Raw genomic sequence first — 20,239 nt, 5'->3', positions numbered from 1 at the left:
CCTTTTAATTTTAGAGTGAAAAATTCAATCGATGGTGATGGCTTCTCCATACCAACGGATACTCGCTTCTAATACATTTCCTTGGTCGTCAATATGCTCAAAACTGAGTTTACCATCGCGGATGATTTCGCATAATCCGACACGAACCCGATCACTCCAAACGCGACGCGTTTCATGGGTTTCGTCGAACACCGGAATCGCGTCAGGGAAACGCTCTTCTAAGTGTGCTAAATTATGATGGTCAAAATGATAAGATCGTTTCGAGAGTTCGTTCGGTGCTTTAATATCGAACGGTTCAAACCCTCGGACGAGACGATTATTTCGGTAGAAGGCGAACACGCCGTTGTTCGGGTGGAGCACTTTAATGTCATCGATTTCTATTACATAAGTCAGACGTTGAATCCAACCGTTTTTTGCATCTTGATGCATCAAAATCCCTCCTTATTCAATGAACACGCCTTATTTTAGCGCTGACTGAATGTAAAATCAAGTTTCGAATTTCAGTTGTAAATTGTTGAAATTTCCGCTACAATGGTTGAAGTGACTATGAGGTCTGGACAATCGCGGGACGCAAGTTTTGAGGAAAGTCCATGCTCGCACAGCCTGTGATGGCTGTAGTGATCGTGCTACACGAAAAGATAAGTGTAGGCAACGCAAGTTGACGGCAGAAGAAACACCTAAGTCCTCGGATATGGTGTACGCTTCTTGAAAGTGCCACAGTGACGAAGTCTGATCGGAAACGTTCAGAGTGGAACGAGGTAAACCCCACGAGCGAGAAACCCAAACTATGGTAGGGGAACTTCCGAACCGGAACCGAACGGGACGGAGGGCGCCGATGTGCGCAGATAGATGATTGTCACTCCATCGTGCCAGGGAGACCGCTATGAGCACCGGAGTACAGAACATGGCTTACAGGACAACATAGTCTCAACTAACAACGACAAGGAGTTCAAGCACATATACTTGAGCTCCTTTTTTCATGATTTTTTTACAATTTACAACATGAATGAAAGATTTTAATGTAGAAAGAAGGCGATTGCAGATGGCAAAACGTAAACTGATTGCGACAGCAGCGATGGGGATTGAGGCACTCGTTGCAAAAGAAGTAAGAGACTTAGGATACACATGTGAAGTCGAGAATGGTCGAGTATACATCGATGCGGAAATGGAAGACATCCCACGATTAAATATGTGGTTGCGCACGGCAGACCGTGTCAAACTCGTCGTAGCAGAGTTCAAGGCGACAACGTTCACAGAACTATTCGACGGGGTTGTGACATTGCCGTGGACAGATTTCATGCCGTGGGACGCTGCGTTCACGGTTGACGGTCGCTCGGTCAAATCGAAACTGTTCTCAATCCGGGACTGTCAAAAAATCACGGAGAAGGCAATCGTCGAAGCGATGCAACGTGGCTATCATAAGGGAGGGGAATGGTTACCGAAGTCAGGTGCGAAATTCCCGATTGAAGTCGCTTTGTTAAAAGATGTAGCGACGATCACAATCGATACGTCAGGACCGCTTCACCGTCGAGGCTACCGTGAGTTGCATTCACAGGCACCACTTAAAGAAACGATGGCGGCGGCAATGATTCAATTGACGAACTGGCGTCCTGATATGCCGTTTTATGATGTCTTTACAGGTTCAGGGACACTCGCAATCGAGGCGGCGATGATCGGACGAAACATCGCGCCGGGTATCAATCGCGAATACTTCGCTCAGGACTGGACATGTATCCCGAAAAAAGCGTGGTATGCAGCCATGAACGAAGCGAACGAAAAAGCGGAGTGGGATAAACCGCTCAAAATCTATGGAATCGACCTTGACCCGCGTATGGTAAAACTTGCGAAAGACAACGCGGAACTCGCCGATGTCCGTGATGCGATCACGTTCGTCCATAGTGATGCGGCCGCATTGAAACCGAAAGAGGAGTACGGCGTCATCATTGGTAACCCGCCTTACGGGGAACGACTTCAGTCAGAAGAAGAAATCATCGACTTGTACGAGCGGATCGGCGCACAATATGCGAAGTACCCTGGATACAGCGTCTACATGTTGACGAGTTATGAGGACTTCGAAAAAGCATACGGTCGCCCGGCGACGAAGCGTCGGAAGTTGTACAACGGTAACATCGAAACTCAATATTATCAGTACTTTGGAAAACGTCGTCCACGCCCAAACCGTGACGCGTCACCAAAATCGGAGTCATAAACGAATGACCGTTCTAGCGAGCGGTCATTTTTTTGCTTCCGATGAACAAACTCACTTGTTTCATCATTCAAATAACAGGTTATACATAACATATGTATAATTAGAGGGGGACATGTGATGCAAAAGTATACCGTTGAATATCAATTACACGCGAAAGAACAGAACACTCGGACGGTCGAGGTGGAAATGGACCGGGTGCCAGATTTGAATAATCAAGAAGAACTAAATGCGGCTTACCAGATTGTATCCGACGCGATTCGTGAACCGATCACCAGTTTTGAGATTGTATCTATTACATGAGCCCGAGGCAGTCGCTTCGGGCTTTCTACATATTATTGGAGGAGTGAGTAGATGAAGATGTTAGTAGTAGGCATAGGTGACGTGGCAAAAAAAGCGTATCTGCCTGTATACGCCGGATTAAAAAACGTGAACGTGTATCTTGTCTCAAGAGATGAACAGAAGTTACAGGACATCATATCGACCTATCGTTTTGAAAAAGGATATACGGACCTTCAAGACGTACCGATGACAAAAATCGATGCGGTCATGATTCATTCGACGACAGCTGCCCATTACGAGCAAGCGGAATATTGTTTACGACAAGGGAAGCATGTCTTCATCGACAAGCCGATCACGTTCTCACTTGAAGAGACGGAACGTCTTGTTGCACTTGCGAAAGAGAAGGGTGTTCATCTCGTCACGGGCTTCAATCGCCGATTTGCTACGGCGACAGAGGCGCTTAAACAAGTCGAACAAAAGAACATGATACTTATTCAAAAGAACAGAACGTATAAACCGGCGACACTTCGAGAATTTATCATCGAGGACTTTGTGCACGTCGTCGATACGCTTCGTTATTTGACGGACCTTCATCCTGTCGAACGCTTGTCTGTCACGCCGCGATATGAAGGAGATGTGTTGAAACAGGTGATGATTCATTTTCAGGCGGGTGGAATTGAAGCAATCGGCTGGATGAACCGGGATAATGGTTGTACGGAAGAAGTGATGGAAGTCATGTCTCCATCTGTGAAGCGTGTCACGCGGGACGTCGAACGAGTCATAGACTATGGCGTCGACGGAGTAAAAGAGTGGCCGCTTGATCCGTGGGAGTCGAATTTAAAGCGTCGGGGTTTTATCGACTTGATTGATGACTTTATCAAACTGTTAAATGGGGAAGCGAACAAGTCAGTCCTAGCTGAGGATAGTTTAGAGACACATCGTCTATGTGAAGAGGTTCTTAAAAACGTGCAGTGAACCCGCTGTTTCTGTCAGATTCATAGCGGGTAAAAACCCGATAAAAGGAGGCGATTTCGTTGGATATCCGTGAACTTATTATGCAAATCAATGACTATTTATGGTCGTACCTTCTCATCTTCGTGTTGATTGCAGGAGGTCTTTATTTTACGATTCGGATGGGGTTCGTCCAGTTCCGAATGCTACCTGAGATGTTCAAACTACTATTTGTCAAAGGACTCAAACACGAAAAAGGTCAAGTTTCTTCATTCCAAGCGTTCGCAATCGGTACCGCAGCACGTGTCGGTACAGGGAATATCGCCGGTGTATCGACGGCGATTGCATTAGGTGGTCCTGGGGCCGTGTTCTGGATGTGGCTCATCGCCTTGATTGGAGCGGCCTCGGCATTTGTTGAGAGCACGCTTGCTCAAGTGTATAAAGTGCATGATGGCAAGGCTTGGCGTGGGGGACCGGCCTACTACATCGAACGGGCGCTCGGAGAACGGTGGCTCGGCATCGTGTTTGCGATCTTAATTACGTTTGCGTTCGGTTTTGCCTTCAATTCGGTACAAGCCAACACCATTGCACTCTCCGTGAACAATGTGTTTGAGGTCGACACGGTATGGGTCGGCTTGATTCTGTCAGTCGTCACCGCCATCGTCATTTTCGGTGGAATTCGTTCTATTTCAACACTATCCGGAATCATCGTACCGGTCATGGCAGGAGGCTACATCTTGCTGGCCATTTGGGTCGTCTTGACGAATCTTGATGTCGTTCCGCAAGTCTTCTCGGCTATCTTCTCTGAAGGAGTACTCGGTTTCCAACAGTTGTTCGGTGGTGCGGTCGGTGCGGCTGTCCTGCAAGGAATTCGCCGTGGGTTGTTCTCGAACGAAGCGGGGATGGGGTCTGCACCGAATGCGGCAGCTACGGCAGAAGTCAGTCACCCCGTGAAACAAGGATTGATCCAATCGCTCAGCGTCTTTGTGGACACGTTGTTCATTTGTACAGCGACGGCGATGATCGTCTTGATTTCGGGTGTTGAAGGGTCCGAGTCGTTCCAAGGGATTGAACTGGCGCAAGAGGCACTTCTCGTCGAGATTGGACCGATTGCGACGACGCTCATGACCATCGCCATCTTACTTTTCGCCTTCAGTTCTATTCTGGCGAACTACTATTATGGTGAAACGAATATTGAGTTCATCTCGGAAAAGAAACGCTATCTGATCATTTATCGGATTGCAGTCGTCGGTATGGTCATGTTTGGTTCAGTACGGTCGGCAGGGCTTGTCTGGTCCATCGCTGACATTTTCATGGGACTCATGGCGCTCGTCAACATGTATGCGATCTTCCGCTTGAGTAAAGTCGCGAAGACGTTACTCGATGATTACATGGCCCAGAAGAAAGAAGGGCGAGACCCAGAATTCTTTAAAGAAGGCGTCGATCTTCCCGGAAAAGAACACATCGAGGCGTGGGAAGCGAAAAAAGAAGAAATCAGTTAACCCATATGAGAGTGCTTCCGTTACCGGAAGCCTCTCCTTCATTTTAACAATAATATTTCAAATACCGCATTTATATTATATTAAAGAAAGTAGAGAGTAAAGATGAGACAAGTTTTATCGACAGTCGTCAAGCGTTTTTTTACAGAACGCTTCTTTGACCAAGCTGCCATGTTGGCCTATTACTTCATTTTATCCACGTTCCCGTTCTTATTATTCGTATTAGGGATTGTTGGGTTTTTACCATTTACGAGCGGGGATGTGATTCAAGCGTTATCGCTCATTATGCCTGAAGCCAGTTATCGGCTGTTAGAAGGAAATATCGAAGCGATTTTCGATAACTCTAAATTGAAATTGGCATCATTCAGTATCTTACCCGCACTTTGGATTTCATCGATTGCTGTGCAGTCATTGGTCCGGGCATTAAACGATGCTTATCGGGCAGTCCGAAATAAGGCTTTTTGGAGAGGCATCTTACAAGACATCGCAATCACATTGGCACTCATGTTTGTACTCCCGTTCTCATTACTCGTACCGGTGATCGAAACAGCGCTACGTGAAGTGTCTTCATATATTTTGTTTATCGATGAGATCGTCACGACCTATGCCCAGATCTGGTTTTACTTCAGATGGATCGTTGGGACGGGTATACTCTTTACCGTATTTATTTTCGTTTATAAGTGGCTACCGAGTATATCAGGTACATTCAAGAATAGTTGGGCCGGGGCGGCATTTGCGACTCTAGGAATCCTCATCGTTTCAAACGTGTTCAGCTACTATTCCCAGTTCGCGAACTACGAACAGTTTTACGGACAACTCGGAGCATTCATCGTCTTGTTGATTTGGTTTTACCTCGCTGCTTCTGTGATTTTGCTAGGAGGACTCTTAAACGCAACATTAATCGAGAGGAAAGAAAAACTTCGTTAGACGTGTAAATGCTAGTTATCATTTAAAAGAATAGGGAATGGTAACGTAAGGTCACATCATCTAAGCGGAGGTGGGAAACATGGATATGCAACGGCTCGTTCACAATCGTCGTTTCATCGATCAATCATTGTTTTACCTCGCCTTACATCTGTGGAAATGGATTCTCCTGTTACCTGTCTTGTTCTATTTGGATGTATCGTTTCGCCATTCGCCATTCTCTGAGTTTCTGGTCGTCAGTGTCATATTGTATCTCATGTTTCGAGTGATACAATATGTCATCGCCAGTCGTGCTTCCTTCATGGAATTGGTCGAGTTCGGCTACTCAGTGTTGTCACTCGTTCTCGTATTTTCATTTATGATGGAAGTGGGTGCACCACCTGTCGCAATCGCGATTGTTGGTGCCGCGTACTTGAGTCATCCGATGCTCGCACTACATCATTATCAAAATTTTTCTGAACGTAAATGGCTCAATAAACAATTTCAATTATTTAGCCCGATGTTACGCCAAGGAGAAGTACCTGTTCACGTCCTCGTATTGACGGAAGATGAAATTGTGATTACTGTAGAGAGTGGAAAAGAGTTTACGTACCGTCATATTTATTGGGGCGGTTTTTATGTAGAAAATGCTTCCTAAAAGGTGGTTACTCAGTTGTTTAGTGGATTCGACAATATCATTGTCATTGTGTTCTGGATTTCGACATTCATTGCGTTCTTCAAAGGTGCATATGACATGTGGCGTGAATATCGGTCGACGAAAGAAAAATCAGTTCTGTATTATTTAATCGTCTTGATTATTACATGGTTCTGGTTCAACCCATATGAACTAGTCGCACTTCATCCGTTCGTTTTGATGGCGTACTATTGGAATCGAAGCAAATGGATGCGTAATGCGATGTTCGTGTTGGTGCTCGTGCCGTTTGTGATTCGTGTCTGGTTAATCGCAGCATCGATGTAATAAAAAAACTCGGTCCCTCTGAAGGGAACCGAGTTTTTAAATTGACCTGGATTATTCTTTTTTCGCAGCTGCCAATTCAGCTTCCATTTCACCGAATTCACGGTTGATACGTTTCTGTTCTTTCTGGCTTGTAAAGTTACTGACAAGTACGATTGCCAACATACTTAAGAAGAAGCCAGGGACCATTTCGTAGAGGACAGTTGAGAGTCCAGTCACGATCCAAAGAATAACGGTGATGGCACCTACAAGAATACCGGCGAGGGCACCTTGACGTGTCATCTTGCTCCAGTAGAGTGACAACAGGATTGCTGGTCCGAATGCAGAACCGAAACCGGCCCAAGCATAACCAACGAGTGTCAAGATTGTACTAGACGGGTTAAGTGACATAAGCGTCGCCACAAAACCGACGAGCAAGACACCGATACGTCCAGCAAGTACCATTGTTTTTTCACTTGCTTCTTTATTAAAGAACTTACGATAGAAGTCTTCTGTCAAAGCAGATGACGTAACGAGCAATTGTGATGATACAGTCGACATGACTGCAGCAAGAATTGCGGCTAACAAGAATCCAGTGATGAACGGGTGGAACAAGACTTCTGAGAATTGAATGAAGACTGTTTCCGGGTCACCGAGTGGATTTCCTTGTCCACGGAAATAAGCGATTCCGACGAAACCTGTCATGACTGCACCAATGATTGATACGGTCATCCAGCTCATTCCGATACGACGTGCTGTTTTCAATGATTTCACATCACGGATGGCCATAAAGCGAACAATGATGTGTGGCTGACCAAAGTAGCCGAGTCCCCAAGCGAGGAGACCGATAATCCCGAGTGTCGTTGTCCCTTTGAAGAGATCAAACAAGTCGGCGTTAATTGTCGTTGCAGAATTGACAGCAGTGTCTACTCCACCGAGATCCGTTAAAGCAACAAATGGAACGAGCACGAGTGCCAAGAACATGATGACACCTTGTGCGAAGTCTGTCCAACTAACTGCCGTGAACCCACCGAAGAGGGTATACAAGATCACGACACTAATTGTAACGATGACACCTGTCTGATAGTTTAATCCGAATGAGCTTTCAAACAACTTCCCGCCAGAAACGAGTCCAGCTGACGTATAGAACGTGAAGAAGATGATGATGACGGATGCAGATAGGATCCGTAGCCAGTTCGAGTGATCTCGGAACCGATTCTCTAAAAAGTCTGGAATCGTAATCGAATCGTTCGCCATCTCTGTGAAGACGCGAAGTCGTGGAGCAACTAACAAGTAGTTCAAGTAAGCTCCGATGACCAATCCAACGGCTAACCAAATTGCTGATAGTCCAGTTGCATACATTGCACCCGGTAGTCCCATTAACATCCAACCACTCATATCCGAAGCTCCGGCTGACATGGCTGTAACTCCTGGCCCCATTTTACGGCCACCTAACATATAATCTGATGAATCGGTCGTTCGTTTATACGCAACGTATCCGATAAGAAGCATCATCACGAGATAAAGCGCGATTGATACCCATTCTTGCCATAGCATTGAATTACCTCCTATTAAGTTAAGAAAATCTATTTTATCAAACTCGTTCGCGATTGTGTGAACACATCACACAGTCAATAACAAAAGTTGAAAAGGCGAACTTGTGTCTTACCTTACCGAACGATTTAAATGATTGCAAACTGTCACCTTTTCAGAAAAATGGCTCTAAAGCCCATCATATCAACGGATGAGAGTGAAAAATAGACGTTAAAAAGTTTAAATATTCTGAATATTTGAAATGTTGAGGACTTCCTGTTGTAACATTGCTGTAACATTAGGTGTCTTTTTTTCAGAAAAAACGAAAAAAGAGCATGGATTTACATGCCCTTTTCTTACATTATTGAAAAGCCTTCTCTTCGACCAAACGCATTGTCGGGAAAGTTTGCCCGGATTTTGCCTGCATTGTGACCAAAATATACGTCTCATTTTGATGTTGCATGATAAACACCATCGTATAGCCCGACTCATCGGTATAACCCGTTTTCGTAGCGGTCACATATTTTGAGTAATGTATACTTCTCTCATTGACGGAGGAGCCGAGGTGATACCACCAGCGTCGTTTGCCATGTCCGTCTTTGTCATTGAATTCAGCTTTAAATTCATATGTACCAGCAATCTCAACGAGTTCAGAATATGTACTAAATGCGTATGCGATTTTTGCCATATCGTTCGCCGTCGTGTAGTGATTTGGATCAGAATAACCGTGAGCATTCACAAAGTGGGTACCTGTCAATCCAAGAACTTTTGCCCGTTCATTCATCAATTGAACGAATGCTTCGGTCGAACCGCTCGTATACTCTGCCAGACTGTTTGCGGCATCATTCCCTGATTCAAGAAGCGTGGCGTATAGCGCTTGACGAACCGTTAATGTGTCACCAATCGCAAGATGCGCGATGTGGCTATCCCAAGGGATGTCGAGTGTTGAAGTCTGGATTGAAATGAGCGGCTGGTCGAGTTCGTTTGCCGCCGATGCTTTCTCGTAAGCGAGTAAAGCCGTCATCAGTTTTGTCGTGCTGGCTGGGAAGACACGGTCGTCAGCATTTTTATCAATCAATATTTCCTGTTTATCTGCATTTACGAAAGTCATCGCGCCGACTGGAATGTCCTCGTTATTGAGTAACATCGTTTCACTTGGATGCCAAGTTCCCATCTCGATGTCAGGGAACACCGGGCCTTGTTTCATCGGTTCAACTTTGGGAGCCGCTGTTTCAGCGGGTGTCGGTGATTCTTTATCCTGCTTAAATCCGACCAATGTCGGGATCAGTGCGACGATTCCGAGCAACACTACCGCTGCAACCATTCGTCGCATGATGTACGTTCTTCTTCGGTGTCTCCTTCTACGGTTCAAAACAAGTCCCTCCTTTAACGTTACTCTATAAAGATAATAGAAAACGTATATTTATTGCGCCGATAAAATAAAGAACTAGGTCAATGATTGATGATGAAACGATGGCGTATCGGGTAAAGAGGTAGGAATGCCATTAATGAGAGGGGAATACGCCATGCAACGTTATCCGTTCACGAACTCCATCTGGCGACAACATGACACCGGAACGCTGTATCCACCGTTAACCGCTTCGGAATCATCTGAAGTCGTCGTCATCGGAGCCGGTATCGCCGGGCTAGTCTGTGCCTATGAACTCCAAAAGCGTGGAAAACAAGTAACGCTCTTAGAAGCGTTAGAAATTGGTCACGGAACGACGGGACACACGACGGCAAAGTGTTCTGTCCAACACGGAACGATTTATCAAAAGTTGATTCGACATTTCGATGAAACGACTGCCCGACTTTACTACGAATTTAATGCGGAGGCACTCGTCTATCTCCAAAAACAAATCGATGAAGGATTTGAATGTGACTATTCGATAGAAGACTCATTTTTATATTCAACGGGACCGAGTGAAGAACTGTCTAGAGAACTTGATGCTTATCGACGGTTGAAACTTGACGGGGGAGAGGCGACGGAGGAAGTCCGAAACGTATTTCCTTTTCCGATTGAACAAGCCCTCGTGATTCGAAAGCAAGCACAGTTTCACCCAGTCAAGTACTTACGTGAATTGGCAGATCGATTCGTCCGAATGGGTGGGAAGATTTATGAACAGACGAGGGCGTTAGATGTGAGTCAAGGTCCACGTCCAATTGTAACCACTGCTGCAGGGAGACGGGTTCAGGCAAATCAGGTCGTGATTGCGACCCATTATCCGTTCAATGACCTACGTGGTTTATACGTGTCAAAATTTTCAGTAGAGCGCTCCTATATCGTCGCTTGTGAAACGGATACAGCTCCGCTGAAAGGGATGTATTTAAGTGTTGACCAAAACAGTCGATCGTATCGGTCATATGTAGATGATGGAAAAACGTATTTATTAATTGGCGGAGAAGGACATACAGCGGGACAGGTGACGGACACACGAAATCGTTATGATCATCTTGAGCGCGATGCTCAAGATCACTTTGGAACGAATCGGGCGACATATCGTTGGTCCTCTCAAGACCTCATCACCTTGGACTCGCTTCCTTATATCGGGCAAATGTTCAAACGAGAACCGGATCTTTTTCTTGCTACGGGATTTTTGAAGTGGGGGATGACAAACGGGATTGCAGCGGGGAATTTACTCGCGGATCAACTTACCGGTCAACCGAATCGATTTTCAGAGTTGGTGTCTCCACTTCGGAAAACCGTCAAACCAACTGATGTCGGTTCATTTGTTAAAACCAATCTCGATACGGCGACACAATTCGCAAAAGGGACCGTGGAACGCGTACTCGAACGCAGGGACGTGGAGGACCTTCAACTAGATGAAGGAGGAATCGTGCAAGTGGACCATCAGACAAAAGGGGTGTATCGAGATTTAGACAACCATTGTCACGTAGTCAATCTGACATGCACCCATCTCGGTTGTACGGTGAAATGGAACAATGCGGAACGGACTTGGGACTGTCCCTGTCATGGGTCTCGTTTTGATGCAAAAGGATCCGTCCTAGAAGGTCCTGCGACAAAACCACTTCCCTACAAGAAGCGAGAAGATTTGTAAACTAGTATAGGCAAAGGTTGACAGCTATAATAAAGTAGAAAGAGAACAGAACAACACATAGGGGTGAAGGACAGATGGAACTAACAAAAGAATGGCGTGAACATTTTAAGCAATTGCGTGCGTTCGATGAAGCAATCTCTCTCTTATATTGGGATATGCGTACTCAGATGCCGGAACAGTCGGCACCGCTCCGTGCGGAAACAATCGGATATTTGTCGACCGAGGCGTTCAAACGACAAACGAGTGAGTCGTTCGCTTCTTTACTAGTACGCATGACTGAAGAAGGTGGACTGTCTGATGTCGAATCGCGTTCACTTGAAGTTGCAAAAACGCAATATGAACGAAACGCAAAGATTCCTCATGACGAGTATCAAGCTTACGTGACGCTTGTATCTGAAGCAGAAACGGCTTGGGAGAAAGCGAAGAATCAAAATGATTGGGACATGTTTGCTCCATATTTGAAAAAGATTATCGGATTCCAACAAAAATTTGCGGAATATTTCGGCTATGAGAATCATCCATACGATGCCTTACTTTATGATTATGAGCCGGGAATGACAGTCAATTTGTTAGATCAGCTGTTCGCTTCTCTCCGAGACGAGCTGGTTCCGCTCATTCAACAGCTTCCAAAAGAGTCGTTCTCTTTGGACTGGTCGATGCCTGCAGACATCCAAGAAAAGATTTGTCATGACTGGATGAACGTCGTTGCATACGATTTGTCCCGTGGTCGTCTCGACGCGACGGTGCACCCGTTTGAGATCACGATAAACCGTCGCGATGTACGGATTACGACGAAATACGATGAAGCTGATTTCCGAAATGCCTTGTTCGGAACGATGCATGAGGCGGGGCACGCGACGTATGAACAACAAATCGACCCAATGCTTGACGAGCTCGGGCTAGGCGGTGGCGCATCGATGGGAATCCATGAATCACAGTCGCTCTTCTTTGAAAACTTTATCGGTCGGAGTGAAGCTTTCTTGCGCCGCGTCTATCCGAAACTCCAAGAACTCTATCCGGCATACGGTGACATCGATTTTGATACGTTCTATCGTGGGGTGAATGAGGCAAAACCTTCACTTATCCGAATCGAAGCGGATGAACTGACGTATAGCCTTCACATCATCATCCGATATGAACTTGAGAAAGCACTCATCCAAGGAACGTTATCCGTAGACGAGCTTCCGGCCGCGTGGAATGAGAAGTATAAAGAGTATCTTGGTCTCGATGTTCCATCGAATGCAGATGGTGTTCTTCAAGATGTACATTGGGCGGGTGGGTCGTTTGGCTACTTCCCAAGTTATGCACTTGGACTCATTTATGCGGCTCAGTTGACGGAGGCATTGAAAGCGGACCTTCCTCAATTTGAGACACTGATTCAAGATGGTGAGATTGAGCCGATCAAAACATGGCTCCAAGAAAACGTCCATCAATATGGAAAACGTCTGACGCCGAATGAACTCATCGAACAAGTGACAGGTCAAGAAATTTCGGTTCAACCACTTGTTCGCTATTTGACAGAGAAGTATCAGACTGTGTCCAAATGAAACGGTTCGCGCACCGTGGTGTGATGGCACTACAACCGGAGAATACGATGTCTGCGTTCAGGCTCGCACTGGATACGGGGGCAGATGGGATTGAAACAGATGTTCATTTGACCAAAGATGGTGAGCTCGTTCTCATTCATGATGAGACGCTGGAGCGAACGACGGACGGGAGCGGGTTGGTGTCTTCATACACACTCGACGAACTGAGAAGATTTAACGCCGGAGTTCGATCTTCTCAACAAGAGGTCATCCCGACATTACAAGAACTTCTCGAACTTGTGAGAGGTGAATCGATCCGATTAAATCTTGAGGTGAAGACCGATGTGCTTCGATACGTTGGAATCGAATCCCGGCTGCTCGACACAATCGAGATGTCGGGCATCAACCCGTCTCGTGTCCTTTTCTCATCGTTCAATCATGAGACGATTCACCGATTGAAAAAGATGCGACCAGACATCGAGGCGGCCATATTGCTTGCCCAGCCGTTATATGACATCGTTGGATATCTCGAATCGGTTGGCGCCGATTCAGTTCATCCGCACATCGATCGCATCACGGATGAAGAGATTCGTTTTTTGCAACGACATGAAGTACCCGTCAGACCCTATACGATTAAGACAGATGCACAACTCGAGCGTTGCCGCGCGTTACAAGTCGACGCCATTTTCGTCAATGATATCGAATGGGCAAGTAAAACCCTTTAGTCGCAGACTAAAGGGTTTTACATTTTGTTAGAAGGGAACTACGAATTATGTAAGGGTTGCGCTTTCATCTATTAGCATATTGGAGCACATTCAGGACACAGTGTCCCCTTTACGTCACTGTCGGATTGTCTTAAGTTTAAGATGTCACCGAGCTACATAGCAATCAGATGTAGCACACCATGTAGCACTGCATCACACTTGTTGTATGCAAGTCGTAGGTTACCGTAGACAAAAGGAGGAAATTTCACATGAAGAAGTTGATGTCTTTACTGGGTACACTAGCACTGGCCTTCGCTTTCATCCTACCGGTTAGCGCCGATGGACACGAAAATGCGATGGTCCGTGTGCTACATGCTTCACCTGATGCACCGGCAGTTGACGTGTATGTGGATGGGGAAGTCGCGGTCGAGGGAGCAGAGTTCAAGGATCTCACTGACTACTTGACACTTCCTGCAGGGGATTACAACGTTGAGATCAAGCCAGCAGGTGACGCAGAAACAGTCGTCGTTTCAGCAGACCTTTCAATCGAAGCAGGCAAATTCTACACAGCTGCTGCGATCGGTCAACTTGAAAACATCGAAATCGCTGCAATGGAAGATGATGCGAACTTCGAAGACGGTAAATCTAAAGTCCGTGTCGCACACTTTGCACCGGATGCACCTGCAGTAGATGTCGCACCTAAAGGTGGAGACCCACTCTTCTCGAACCTCGAGTTCAAAGCAGTAAGTGACTATGGCACACTCGATGCTGGCACGTATGACCTTGAAGTTCGTCCAGCAGGAGCGACTGATGTCGTGAAAGCACTTGACGGTGTCGCACTCGAAGGTGGTAAGAACTATACAGCATTCGCAATCGGACTCCTTGAAGGAGAACCAGCGTTTGAAGTACTCCTTGCCGCTGATGGTGGAGAGATGGCAATGGCCCCTGAAACAGGACAAGGTGGTCTCGCTCAAACAGCGTCAATGAACTGGTTGCTCGCAGCAGCAGTAGTTGGAGCAGCAGCAGCTGGATTCTACGTCTTTCGTCGTCAGAAGCAAGACGCTTAAGCTGTTCTTTCTAGGTACCATCATTTTTCTAGTGATGGGTGCTCAAGCTGAAGCACCAGACAAACCATTCGTCATGCCGACGGCTGAATTCGCCGAACCACTCGTCTTGACCTCTAAACAGGTCGACAGGCAATCGTTTCATTCGAAAAGTTTCACCCCGGAACGACTCGTCATTCCATCAATTGATGTCGATGCATCGATTGAAGCAGTCGGGAAAGATGAGGCTGGTCGAATGGATACACCGTCTGAAGTGGATCAAGTCGGTTGGTATCAGTATGGTGCGAAAGCAGGGGCGACTGGAAACGTCGTCTTGTCGGGTCATCTCGATGACTTGAACGGTCCCGCTATTTTTGCGAATCTTGGTCAACTTCCGCTAGGAGAAATGGTGACGCTCCAAAGGGAAGGTCAAGTCGCAACGTATGAAGTGGTCAGTGTGAAGCAATATCGCCTTGATCAAGTCCCGCTTGCATCAATCTTTGCGGCGACTCAGGCGAAACGGATTCAACTGATTACATGTGCAGGGCCATACGATGAAAATCTAGGGTATCGTGATCGTATCGTCGTCACGGCACACTTGATTGAAACAAACTAACAGCAAGGAGATGCAAACACTTGTTTTGCATCTCCTTTTTCATGTCTCATAAAAATAGACCCCAACCAGTACGGCTGAGGTCTGTTCATGGATTAAGCATCCATGCGGTCTAATAATTTTGAGAGTAAAATGAGTTCTTCATCAGAGAAATCAGTAAATACATCCATCAAGTATTCGATTTTCATGCTTTCTAACGTCTCGAACAACTCGCGACCTTCGTCTGTCGCTTGAAGTTCGACGACACGGCGATCCCGTTCGCTGCGTTCGCGAGAGATTAACCCTTTTTTCGTTAATTCATCAGCGAGTGCTGTGATCATCGAAGCAGAAAATTGAAACTCATTCGACAAAGCAGAGGCGATTTGAGGACTCTGTTGACAAAGAGAACGTAGAATGAAGAATTCATTACGAGTCAAATATTGTGAGAACATCGAACGGAGATTTTTTTTCACTCCGCGATAGTTCATCCGGATTCCACGTTCAGCATCAGCGACGAGCTGACGACGTGAAGCAGTTGGTACAGGTGTTGTCATCCTCGAAACTACCTCCTAGTGATAATATTATTCATATATACTTCAGAACATAGAAACATTCTACATTAAAAACATGTTGTCTGTAAAGTTATAAAGGCTCGTCTTTTGCACGGATTTGTTGAATGATATCCTCGTAATGTTTCAAGTCTGGATAGAATCGTCTAAAGAAGAATTCGATTTGCGGGTCATCGCCTTCTGCCAATAGTTTGGCCAGGACGGCATAGACGACACCCATCCCTTGTCTCGGCAGTAGAGATGAAGGGAGTAGCGTCGCACATTGGACGGCTTGCGTATAATAAGTTGAAAGCGTGTCGTTCAAGTCTTTGAACGTTCGGATGTCTGCATAATGAAACATTCGAGTCAATTCGACGATTGCTGAGAGATCGGTCTCGAGCAACCATTCGCTTTGGAAGATGGCATTATCCAATTTTTCAACGGTCTGGTCGTTGGCAATGTAATAGTTTAAATTGTCTCGAGTGATCGCCACTTTTTCAGGAGAATCAAGGATTTGTTCAACTGTTTCTTGTTCGAATGTCCGGAGTTGTTTACGGATGTTCACAAACTCAGAATCAGCAATCTCGAGAAGCCCGGCAACACGACTGAAACTACGTTTGATTTCAGGCGGAACAGCATTCGGGTTTTTATAACCGAGGTCATGCTCAATTTCAGCCCAAGCATGTTGTAGAATCGAGCGGACTTGAATTTCTGCTTCTTTTTCGGCAAAGCGACGATATTCCCCGAGAGCAAGTCGTTTTTCACTCAGCTCCACAACATAATGGACAGATAAATAGCCAAACTCATTGGAGTCAAGCAAAGTTGATTTATCGATTGATTGTTCTCGATCAATGGTAAACTCGTCCTCCAATATTTGGGCGACAGTCCGTACATCATCATGAAAGTAAGTGACAATCCGAATTCCGGCAAGGTCTTGGACGTCACGTAACGAACGGTATTGGTATGGTTTACGGGACAGTTTGGCATATAAACTGTCCGCTTCTTTCGCTCGGGCGACAATCGAATGAAACTGGATTCCGGCTTCCGTCAATAATTCACTGAGGAGCGCTTTCAGTTTTGTGGCAAACGCTTCATAATCTTCTTTTTCATTCAAATATTCCAGCATGATTGTATTCAAGTCTTGTTTAGGCACGTCACTCACTCCTTTTCACTGTCTTTAGTATATCATCTCGATTACAAAACGATATGGTAGCATATATACAGAGGGGGGAATGAACATGAACCATACATTTCGGTCATCCGAGAGAGAAAAACTAGAGATCATCGCTGGTCTATTGCAACAAGCGGATTATCGGATATCCCGTATCCGAGAAGATGGGAATCAATTCGTTGTGACCGCGCGCCTATTGGGTCGGGCTACCATAGAAGGGGAACGTGAGCGCATCGGAGGAATCGTACAGCATTTTGAAGTGGAAGAATGGACTTTTCATGATTAAACGATGACGATTTATGTTTACCACCTCATTTTTCGGGAATAACAAAAACAGTGAAAACCATGACTGTGAACGTTTAGGAGGATGGGGCATGTTAGAGACAAGGGTAGTAAATGATATGACAACGGTAGATCATGAAGTGAACGAGATGGTCTCAGGAGGGTGTGTGAACGAACACATCTACTTATTCGCCAAAGACGAAGAATTGACGATTCGACTGGCAGCGGAAGCTGGTGTCCAACCGTACCGCATTCCGGAAAAGGGAATGTTCGAGTCGTTGCTCTCGAAATTTACGAGCAACTCGGAAGATCGGATGGAACAGATGGAAAGCCTCGGTCTTACGAAAGAGATGGTCGACTCACTCGAGCGCGAAATCAAAGATGGAAAAATCGTATTAGTCTGTGATAAATGACAATGGACCGGAAGCCCGGTCCATTTTTTATTATTTTGTTTGATAATAGGCATTCACGATTCGTCGCAACGACTTGTGGTCGAGGCGAAGTGGAGAGAATCCCGCATCTTTCAACAATTGTTTTGTGTTTTCGTCATGGAACGTGATGTTACGATTCAAATACGGATTAAATACTTTCACCATCTCGTTGAATGACTGTTCGACAGCACTGAGTGTGGACGACGGCGTCTCCGTAATCGTCAAATGCGGGAAAGAGAGCGACTCTTTCATATAATCGAGCATCATCTCATTGCGTGGTGGCGTATCATTCGTAACATTGTAAATCGTGCCCGCTTTCGCATGCTCGATGGCGGCCAAGAGTACATCCGCGACATAATCGACCGGAACAAGATTCGAAGTGCCCGTCGCCGATCCGATTAAACGGATGGATTCAAAATCATGACCGCGGCGCTCCAATTTCCGTTTGAACAGCTCGAGTGCACGCATATAGCCATACATCGTGAACTTTGAATCCGCTTCTCCGGTCTTCGAGTCACCAACGATGATGGCTGGACGGAAGATGGATACGTCGAGTTCATCCCGCGATTGCCAGACAGCCTGTTCGGCATGTGCCTTACTCTCTTCATATGGATTTAAAAATGATTGAGATACATCATATAATGTCTCGCCGCCGACTTCTTTTGCCCCGAGTGTATAGGCGGTACTTACATGGAAAAACCGAGGAACGTCAATCAACTTCGCTAATCGAAGAGCTTCTTTCGTCCCCGTTAAATTTGTTTCAAACAATTCATCGCGTAACTCTTCATCAAATTTGACGAGTGCTGCCATGTGTAGGAATAAATCGATTTTCCCGTTATGTGAATCGATAAATTGTTCATCAGCACCGAGTGCGTGTGTCGTCAAATCACCTGGCAACACATCGATTGATTTTCTTTCTTCCGCCGTGAACTGAGCATTTACTTTTTCCGGTGTTCGGGCTAGCATGCAAAGCCGATGCCCCCGTTCAATCAACTCTTTGGCGAGTCGACCTCCTAAAAATCCAGTCCCACCAGTCATAAAAATATACAATCGCGTTCTCCCTCTCTGTGACATTCTGCATCCATCATATCAAGTCTTACGTCATGTAGCCACTTTGCGTCTTTCAAAATTTCATGTTTAGAAAAAAACGAAGTCGGTTATGAACTATAGAGAAGCGTACGAAAGGTGCGTAACGACAGCTTGCCTGTCAAATCCATTGAAGTGAGGTTTTTAAGAATCATGGCAAATCTATTCGGAACAGACAAGGATGACGTAGCAAAAAAGCAACAAGAAATTGAGAAAACGGTACAAGAGAAAAATATTACCCAAATCCATCTCTACTTTTCAGATGTACTCGGTGATTTGAAACTCTTGACCCTTTCGGCAAAATTGTTGCCAGAGGTTTTTGAAGGAAAAACAATGTTTGATGGCTCTTCAATCAACGGATTCTCTTCCATCAAAAACTCCGACTTATTCTTGAGACCGGATTTAGATCGTCCACGTTATGAGCAAGATGGTGATGAGAGTATCTTGGCGTTCTTCTGTGATGTTTGTACACCAGAGGGTGAGCGATATGAATACGACCCACGTAATGTATTGAAGGATGCACTCGAGCGAGCAGCGCGCGATGGCTACTCGGTATTCGTCGGCGCAGAGCCTGAGTTCTTTATCTTTGATGAAAATGGAGAGTTTTATGATGAGGCCGGTTACTTCTCGACTCGTTCAGAAGACAAAGGCTATGAAGTACGTCAGCATATCGCGAACCGCTTGAGCAATGTCGGATTTAACATCGAGGCGGTCCACCATGAGGTCGCTCCGGCACAACATGAAATCGGGATCAAATATGACGATGCGCTCCATACGGCAGATAACATTCAGTTCTTCAAAGAAATCGTCAAGATCGCGGCAAAAGAAAAAGGGGCATCTGTCTCGTTCTTACCGAAGCCGTTGCGTGACGTGAACGGTTCTGGGATGCATTTGAACATCTCGGTATGGAAGAATGACGAAGCAGGTAAGGCGACAAGCAATGCGTTTGATGAGGCTGACGCCGATTACGGCCTTTCTCAAACAGCTCGTCATTTCATCGAAGGGATCCTAAAGCATGCCCGTGCGACGGCCATCTTTACAAATCCGCTTCCTGAGTCATATGAGCGTCTCGTTCCTGGATTCGAGGCACCGGTCAATATTTGCTGGAGTCCGTCGAACCGTAGTTCGATGATTCGAATCCCGGCTTCTCGTGGAAGTGCGACTCGAGTAGAGGTCCGAAATCCTGACCCGAGTGCAAACCCATACTTGGCACTTGCTGCCCTCATCTACGCTGGTTTAGAAGGAATCGAGCAGAAGCTTGAACCGTCTAATCCGAATGAAGACGACTTGTTCGAGTATTCAGCGAAACAAATCGAAAGCCAGGGAATCGCATCACTTCCTGCGACATTCCATGAATCGATTCAATCCCTGAAACAAGACAACTTCCATGATTACTTTAACCACAATATGATTGACCGCTACTTGTCACTCATTCAAGTACGCAAATAAAAAATGACGCCAGCCGATT

The 20,239-nt window shown here is 45.9% G+C and carries 21 protein-coding genes and 1 other RNA gene; 16 read left to right on the top strand and 6 right to left on the bottom strand.

Features of this window, described 5'->3' with window-relative positions; genetic code table 11:
• Positions 1-24: 24 nt before the first annotated feature.
• Positions 25-429: a hypothetical protein gene (locus LCM29_RS04595; protein WP_224861187.1), complete on the bottom strand. Its 405-nt coding sequence runs from the start codon at positions 427-429 to the stop codon at positions 25-27.
• A gap of 120 nt (positions 430-549) precedes the next feature.
• Here LCM29_RS04595 and rnpB point away from each other — a divergent pair.
• The 8 genes from rnpB (at position 550) to LCM29_RS04555 (ending at position 6,820) form a co-directional block, all read left to right on the top strand.
• Positions 550-917: RNase P RNA component class B (gene rnpB / locus LCM29_RS04590), an RNA gene on the top strand.
• Between the two features lie 125 nt (positions 918-1,042).
• Complete coding sequence (locus tag LCM29_RS04585; RefSeq protein WP_214874433.1) at positions 1,043-2,209, top strand: THUMP domain-containing class I SAM-dependent RNA methyltransferase; 1,167 nt, start codon at positions 1,043-1,045, stop codon at positions 2,207-2,209.
• 117 nt (positions 2,210-2,326) lie between these two features.
• The gene (locus tag LCM29_RS04580) at positions 2,327-2,509 is read left to right on the top strand and encodes a hypothetical protein (protein WP_074034388.1); all 183 of its coding nucleotides are present in this window, start codon (positions 2,327-2,329) and stop codon (positions 2,507-2,509) included.
• 51 nt (positions 2,510-2,560) lie between these two features.
• Positions 2,561-3,463, top strand: a complete 903-nt coding sequence (locus LCM29_RS04575; RefSeq protein WP_224861185.1) for a Gfo/Idh/MocA family protein — start codon at positions 2,561-2,563, stop codon at positions 3,461-3,463.
• Between the two features lie 59 nt (positions 3,464-3,522).
• Entirely contained in the window at positions 3,523-4,941 is a 1,419-nt protein-coding gene (locus LCM29_RS04570) for an alanine/glycine:cation symporter family protein (RefSeq protein WP_214692521.1), read from the top strand.
• A 102-nt stretch (positions 4,942-5,043) separates the two neighbouring features.
• On the top strand, positions 5,044-5,865 hold the full coding sequence (locus LCM29_RS04565) for a YihY/virulence factor BrkB family protein (RefSeq protein WP_224861183.1): 822 nt from the start codon (positions 5,044-5,046) through the stop codon (positions 5,863-5,865).
• A gap of 79 nt (positions 5,866-5,944) precedes the next feature.
• Complete coding sequence (locus LCM29_RS04560) at positions 5,945-6,499, top strand: hypothetical protein (RefSeq protein ID WP_224861181.1); 555 nt, start codon at positions 5,945-5,947, stop codon at positions 6,497-6,499.
• A 15-nt stretch (positions 6,500-6,514) separates the two neighbouring features.
• The gene (locus tag LCM29_RS04555; protein WP_224861179.1) at positions 6,515-6,820 is read left to right on the top strand and encodes a hypothetical protein; all 306 of its coding nucleotides are present in this window, start codon (positions 6,515-6,517) and stop codon (positions 6,818-6,820) included.
• 51 nt (positions 6,821-6,871) lie between these two features.
• Here LCM29_RS04555 and putP read toward each other — a convergent pair whose 3' ends face one another.
• Both putP and LCM29_RS04545 read right to left on the bottom strand, forming a co-directional pair.
• The gene (putP, locus tag LCM29_RS04550; RefSeq protein WP_214874429.1) at positions 6,872-8,353 is read right to left on the bottom strand and encodes a sodium/proline symporter PutP; all 1,482 of its coding nucleotides are present in this window, start codon (positions 8,351-8,353) and stop codon (positions 6,872-6,874) included.
• A 337-nt stretch (positions 8,354-8,690) separates the two neighbouring features.
• Positions 8,691-9,662 (bottom strand): D-alanyl-D-alanine carboxypeptidase family protein, encoded by a 972-nt coding sequence (locus tag LCM29_RS04545; RefSeq protein ID WP_214874428.1) that lies wholly within the window; start codon positions 9,660-9,662, stop codon positions 8,691-8,693.
• A 193-nt stretch (positions 9,663-9,855) separates the two neighbouring features.
• Here LCM29_RS04545 and LCM29_RS04540 point away from each other — a divergent pair, with 193 nt between their 5' ends.
• From LCM29_RS04540 to LCM29_RS04520, 5 genes are all read left to right on the top strand, one after another.
• Positions 9,856-11,388, top strand: coding sequence for an FAD-dependent oxidoreductase (locus LCM29_RS04540; RefSeq protein ID WP_224861177.1), 1,533 nt, complete (start codon positions 9,856-9,858; stop codon positions 11,386-11,388).
• A gap of 74 nt (positions 11,389-11,462) precedes the next feature.
• Complete coding sequence (locus LCM29_RS04535) at positions 11,463-12,935, top strand: carboxypeptidase M32 (protein WP_224861175.1); 1,473 nt, start codon at positions 11,463-11,465, stop codon at positions 12,933-12,935.
• Positions 12,932-13,639, top strand: coding sequence for a glycerophosphodiester phosphodiesterase (locus tag LCM29_RS04530; protein WP_224861173.1), 708 nt, complete (start codon positions 12,932-12,934; stop codon positions 13,637-13,639). Before LCM29_RS04535 ends, LCM29_RS04530 begins: the two co-directional genes overlap by 4 nt.
• A 248-nt stretch (positions 13,640-13,887) precedes the next feature.
• Positions 13,888-14,685, top strand: coding sequence for a DUF4397 domain-containing protein (locus tag LCM29_RS04525; RefSeq protein WP_214874424.1), 798 nt, complete (start codon positions 13,888-13,890; stop codon positions 14,683-14,685).
• Positions 14,630-15,277, top strand: coding sequence for a class F sortase (locus LCM29_RS04520; protein ID WP_224861171.1), 648 nt, complete (start codon positions 14,630-14,632; stop codon positions 15,275-15,277). The genes LCM29_RS04525 and LCM29_RS04520 overlap by 56 nt, the downstream gene beginning before the upstream one ends.
• Before the next feature lie 92 nt (positions 15,278-15,369).
• Here LCM29_RS04520 and LCM29_RS04515 read toward each other — a convergent pair whose 3' ends face one another.
• Both LCM29_RS04515 and LCM29_RS04510 read right to left on the bottom strand, forming a co-directional pair.
• Positions 15,370-15,807, bottom strand: coding sequence for a MarR family winged helix-turn-helix transcriptional regulator (locus tag LCM29_RS04515; RefSeq protein WP_074034413.1), 438 nt, complete (start codon positions 15,805-15,807; stop codon positions 15,370-15,372).
• An 88-nt stretch (positions 15,808-15,895) separates the two neighbouring features.
• Entirely contained in the window at positions 15,896-16,954 is a 1,059-nt protein-coding gene (locus tag LCM29_RS04510; protein ID WP_224861169.1) for a GTP pyrophosphokinase family protein, read from the bottom strand.
• Between the two features lie 85 nt (positions 16,955-17,039).
• On the opposite strand from LCM29_RS04510, the gene LCM29_RS04505 reads away from it, so the two are divergent.
• Both LCM29_RS04505 and LCM29_RS04500 read left to right on the top strand, forming a co-directional pair.
• Complete coding sequence (locus tag LCM29_RS04505; protein WP_224861167.1) at positions 17,040-17,258, top strand: hypothetical protein; 219 nt, start codon at positions 17,040-17,042, stop codon at positions 17,256-17,258.
• A gap of 88 nt (positions 17,259-17,346) precedes the next feature.
• On the top strand, positions 17,347-17,667 hold the full coding sequence (locus tag LCM29_RS04500; RefSeq protein WP_214692491.1) for a general stress protein: 321 nt from the start codon (positions 17,347-17,349) through the stop codon (positions 17,665-17,667).
• Positions 17,668-17,697: 30 nt separating this feature from the next.
• Here LCM29_RS04500 and LCM29_RS04495 read toward each other — a convergent pair whose 3' ends face one another.
• Positions 17,698-18,735, bottom strand: a complete 1,038-nt coding sequence (locus LCM29_RS04495; RefSeq protein WP_224861165.1) for an SDR family oxidoreductase — start codon at positions 18,733-18,735, stop codon at positions 17,698-17,700.
• A 189-nt stretch (positions 18,736-18,924) separates the two neighbouring features.
• On the opposite strand from LCM29_RS04495, the gene LCM29_RS04490 reads away from it, so the two are divergent.
• A complete protein-coding gene (locus LCM29_RS04490; RefSeq protein ID WP_214874421.1) occupies positions 18,925-20,220 on the top strand; it encodes a glutamine synthetase family protein in 1,296 nt (431 codons plus the stop codon).
• The last annotated feature ends 19 nt before the right edge of the window (positions 20,221-20,239 follow it).

The organism is Exiguobacterium aestuarii (assembly GCF_020171655.1).
GTDB lineage: Bacteria > Bacillota > Bacilli > Exiguobacteriales > Exiguobacteriaceae > Exiguobacterium > Exiguobacterium aestuarii_A.
The sequence above is the reverse complement of the archived record's forward strand: the minus strand, read 5'-3'. Positions and strand labels throughout refer to the sequence as shown.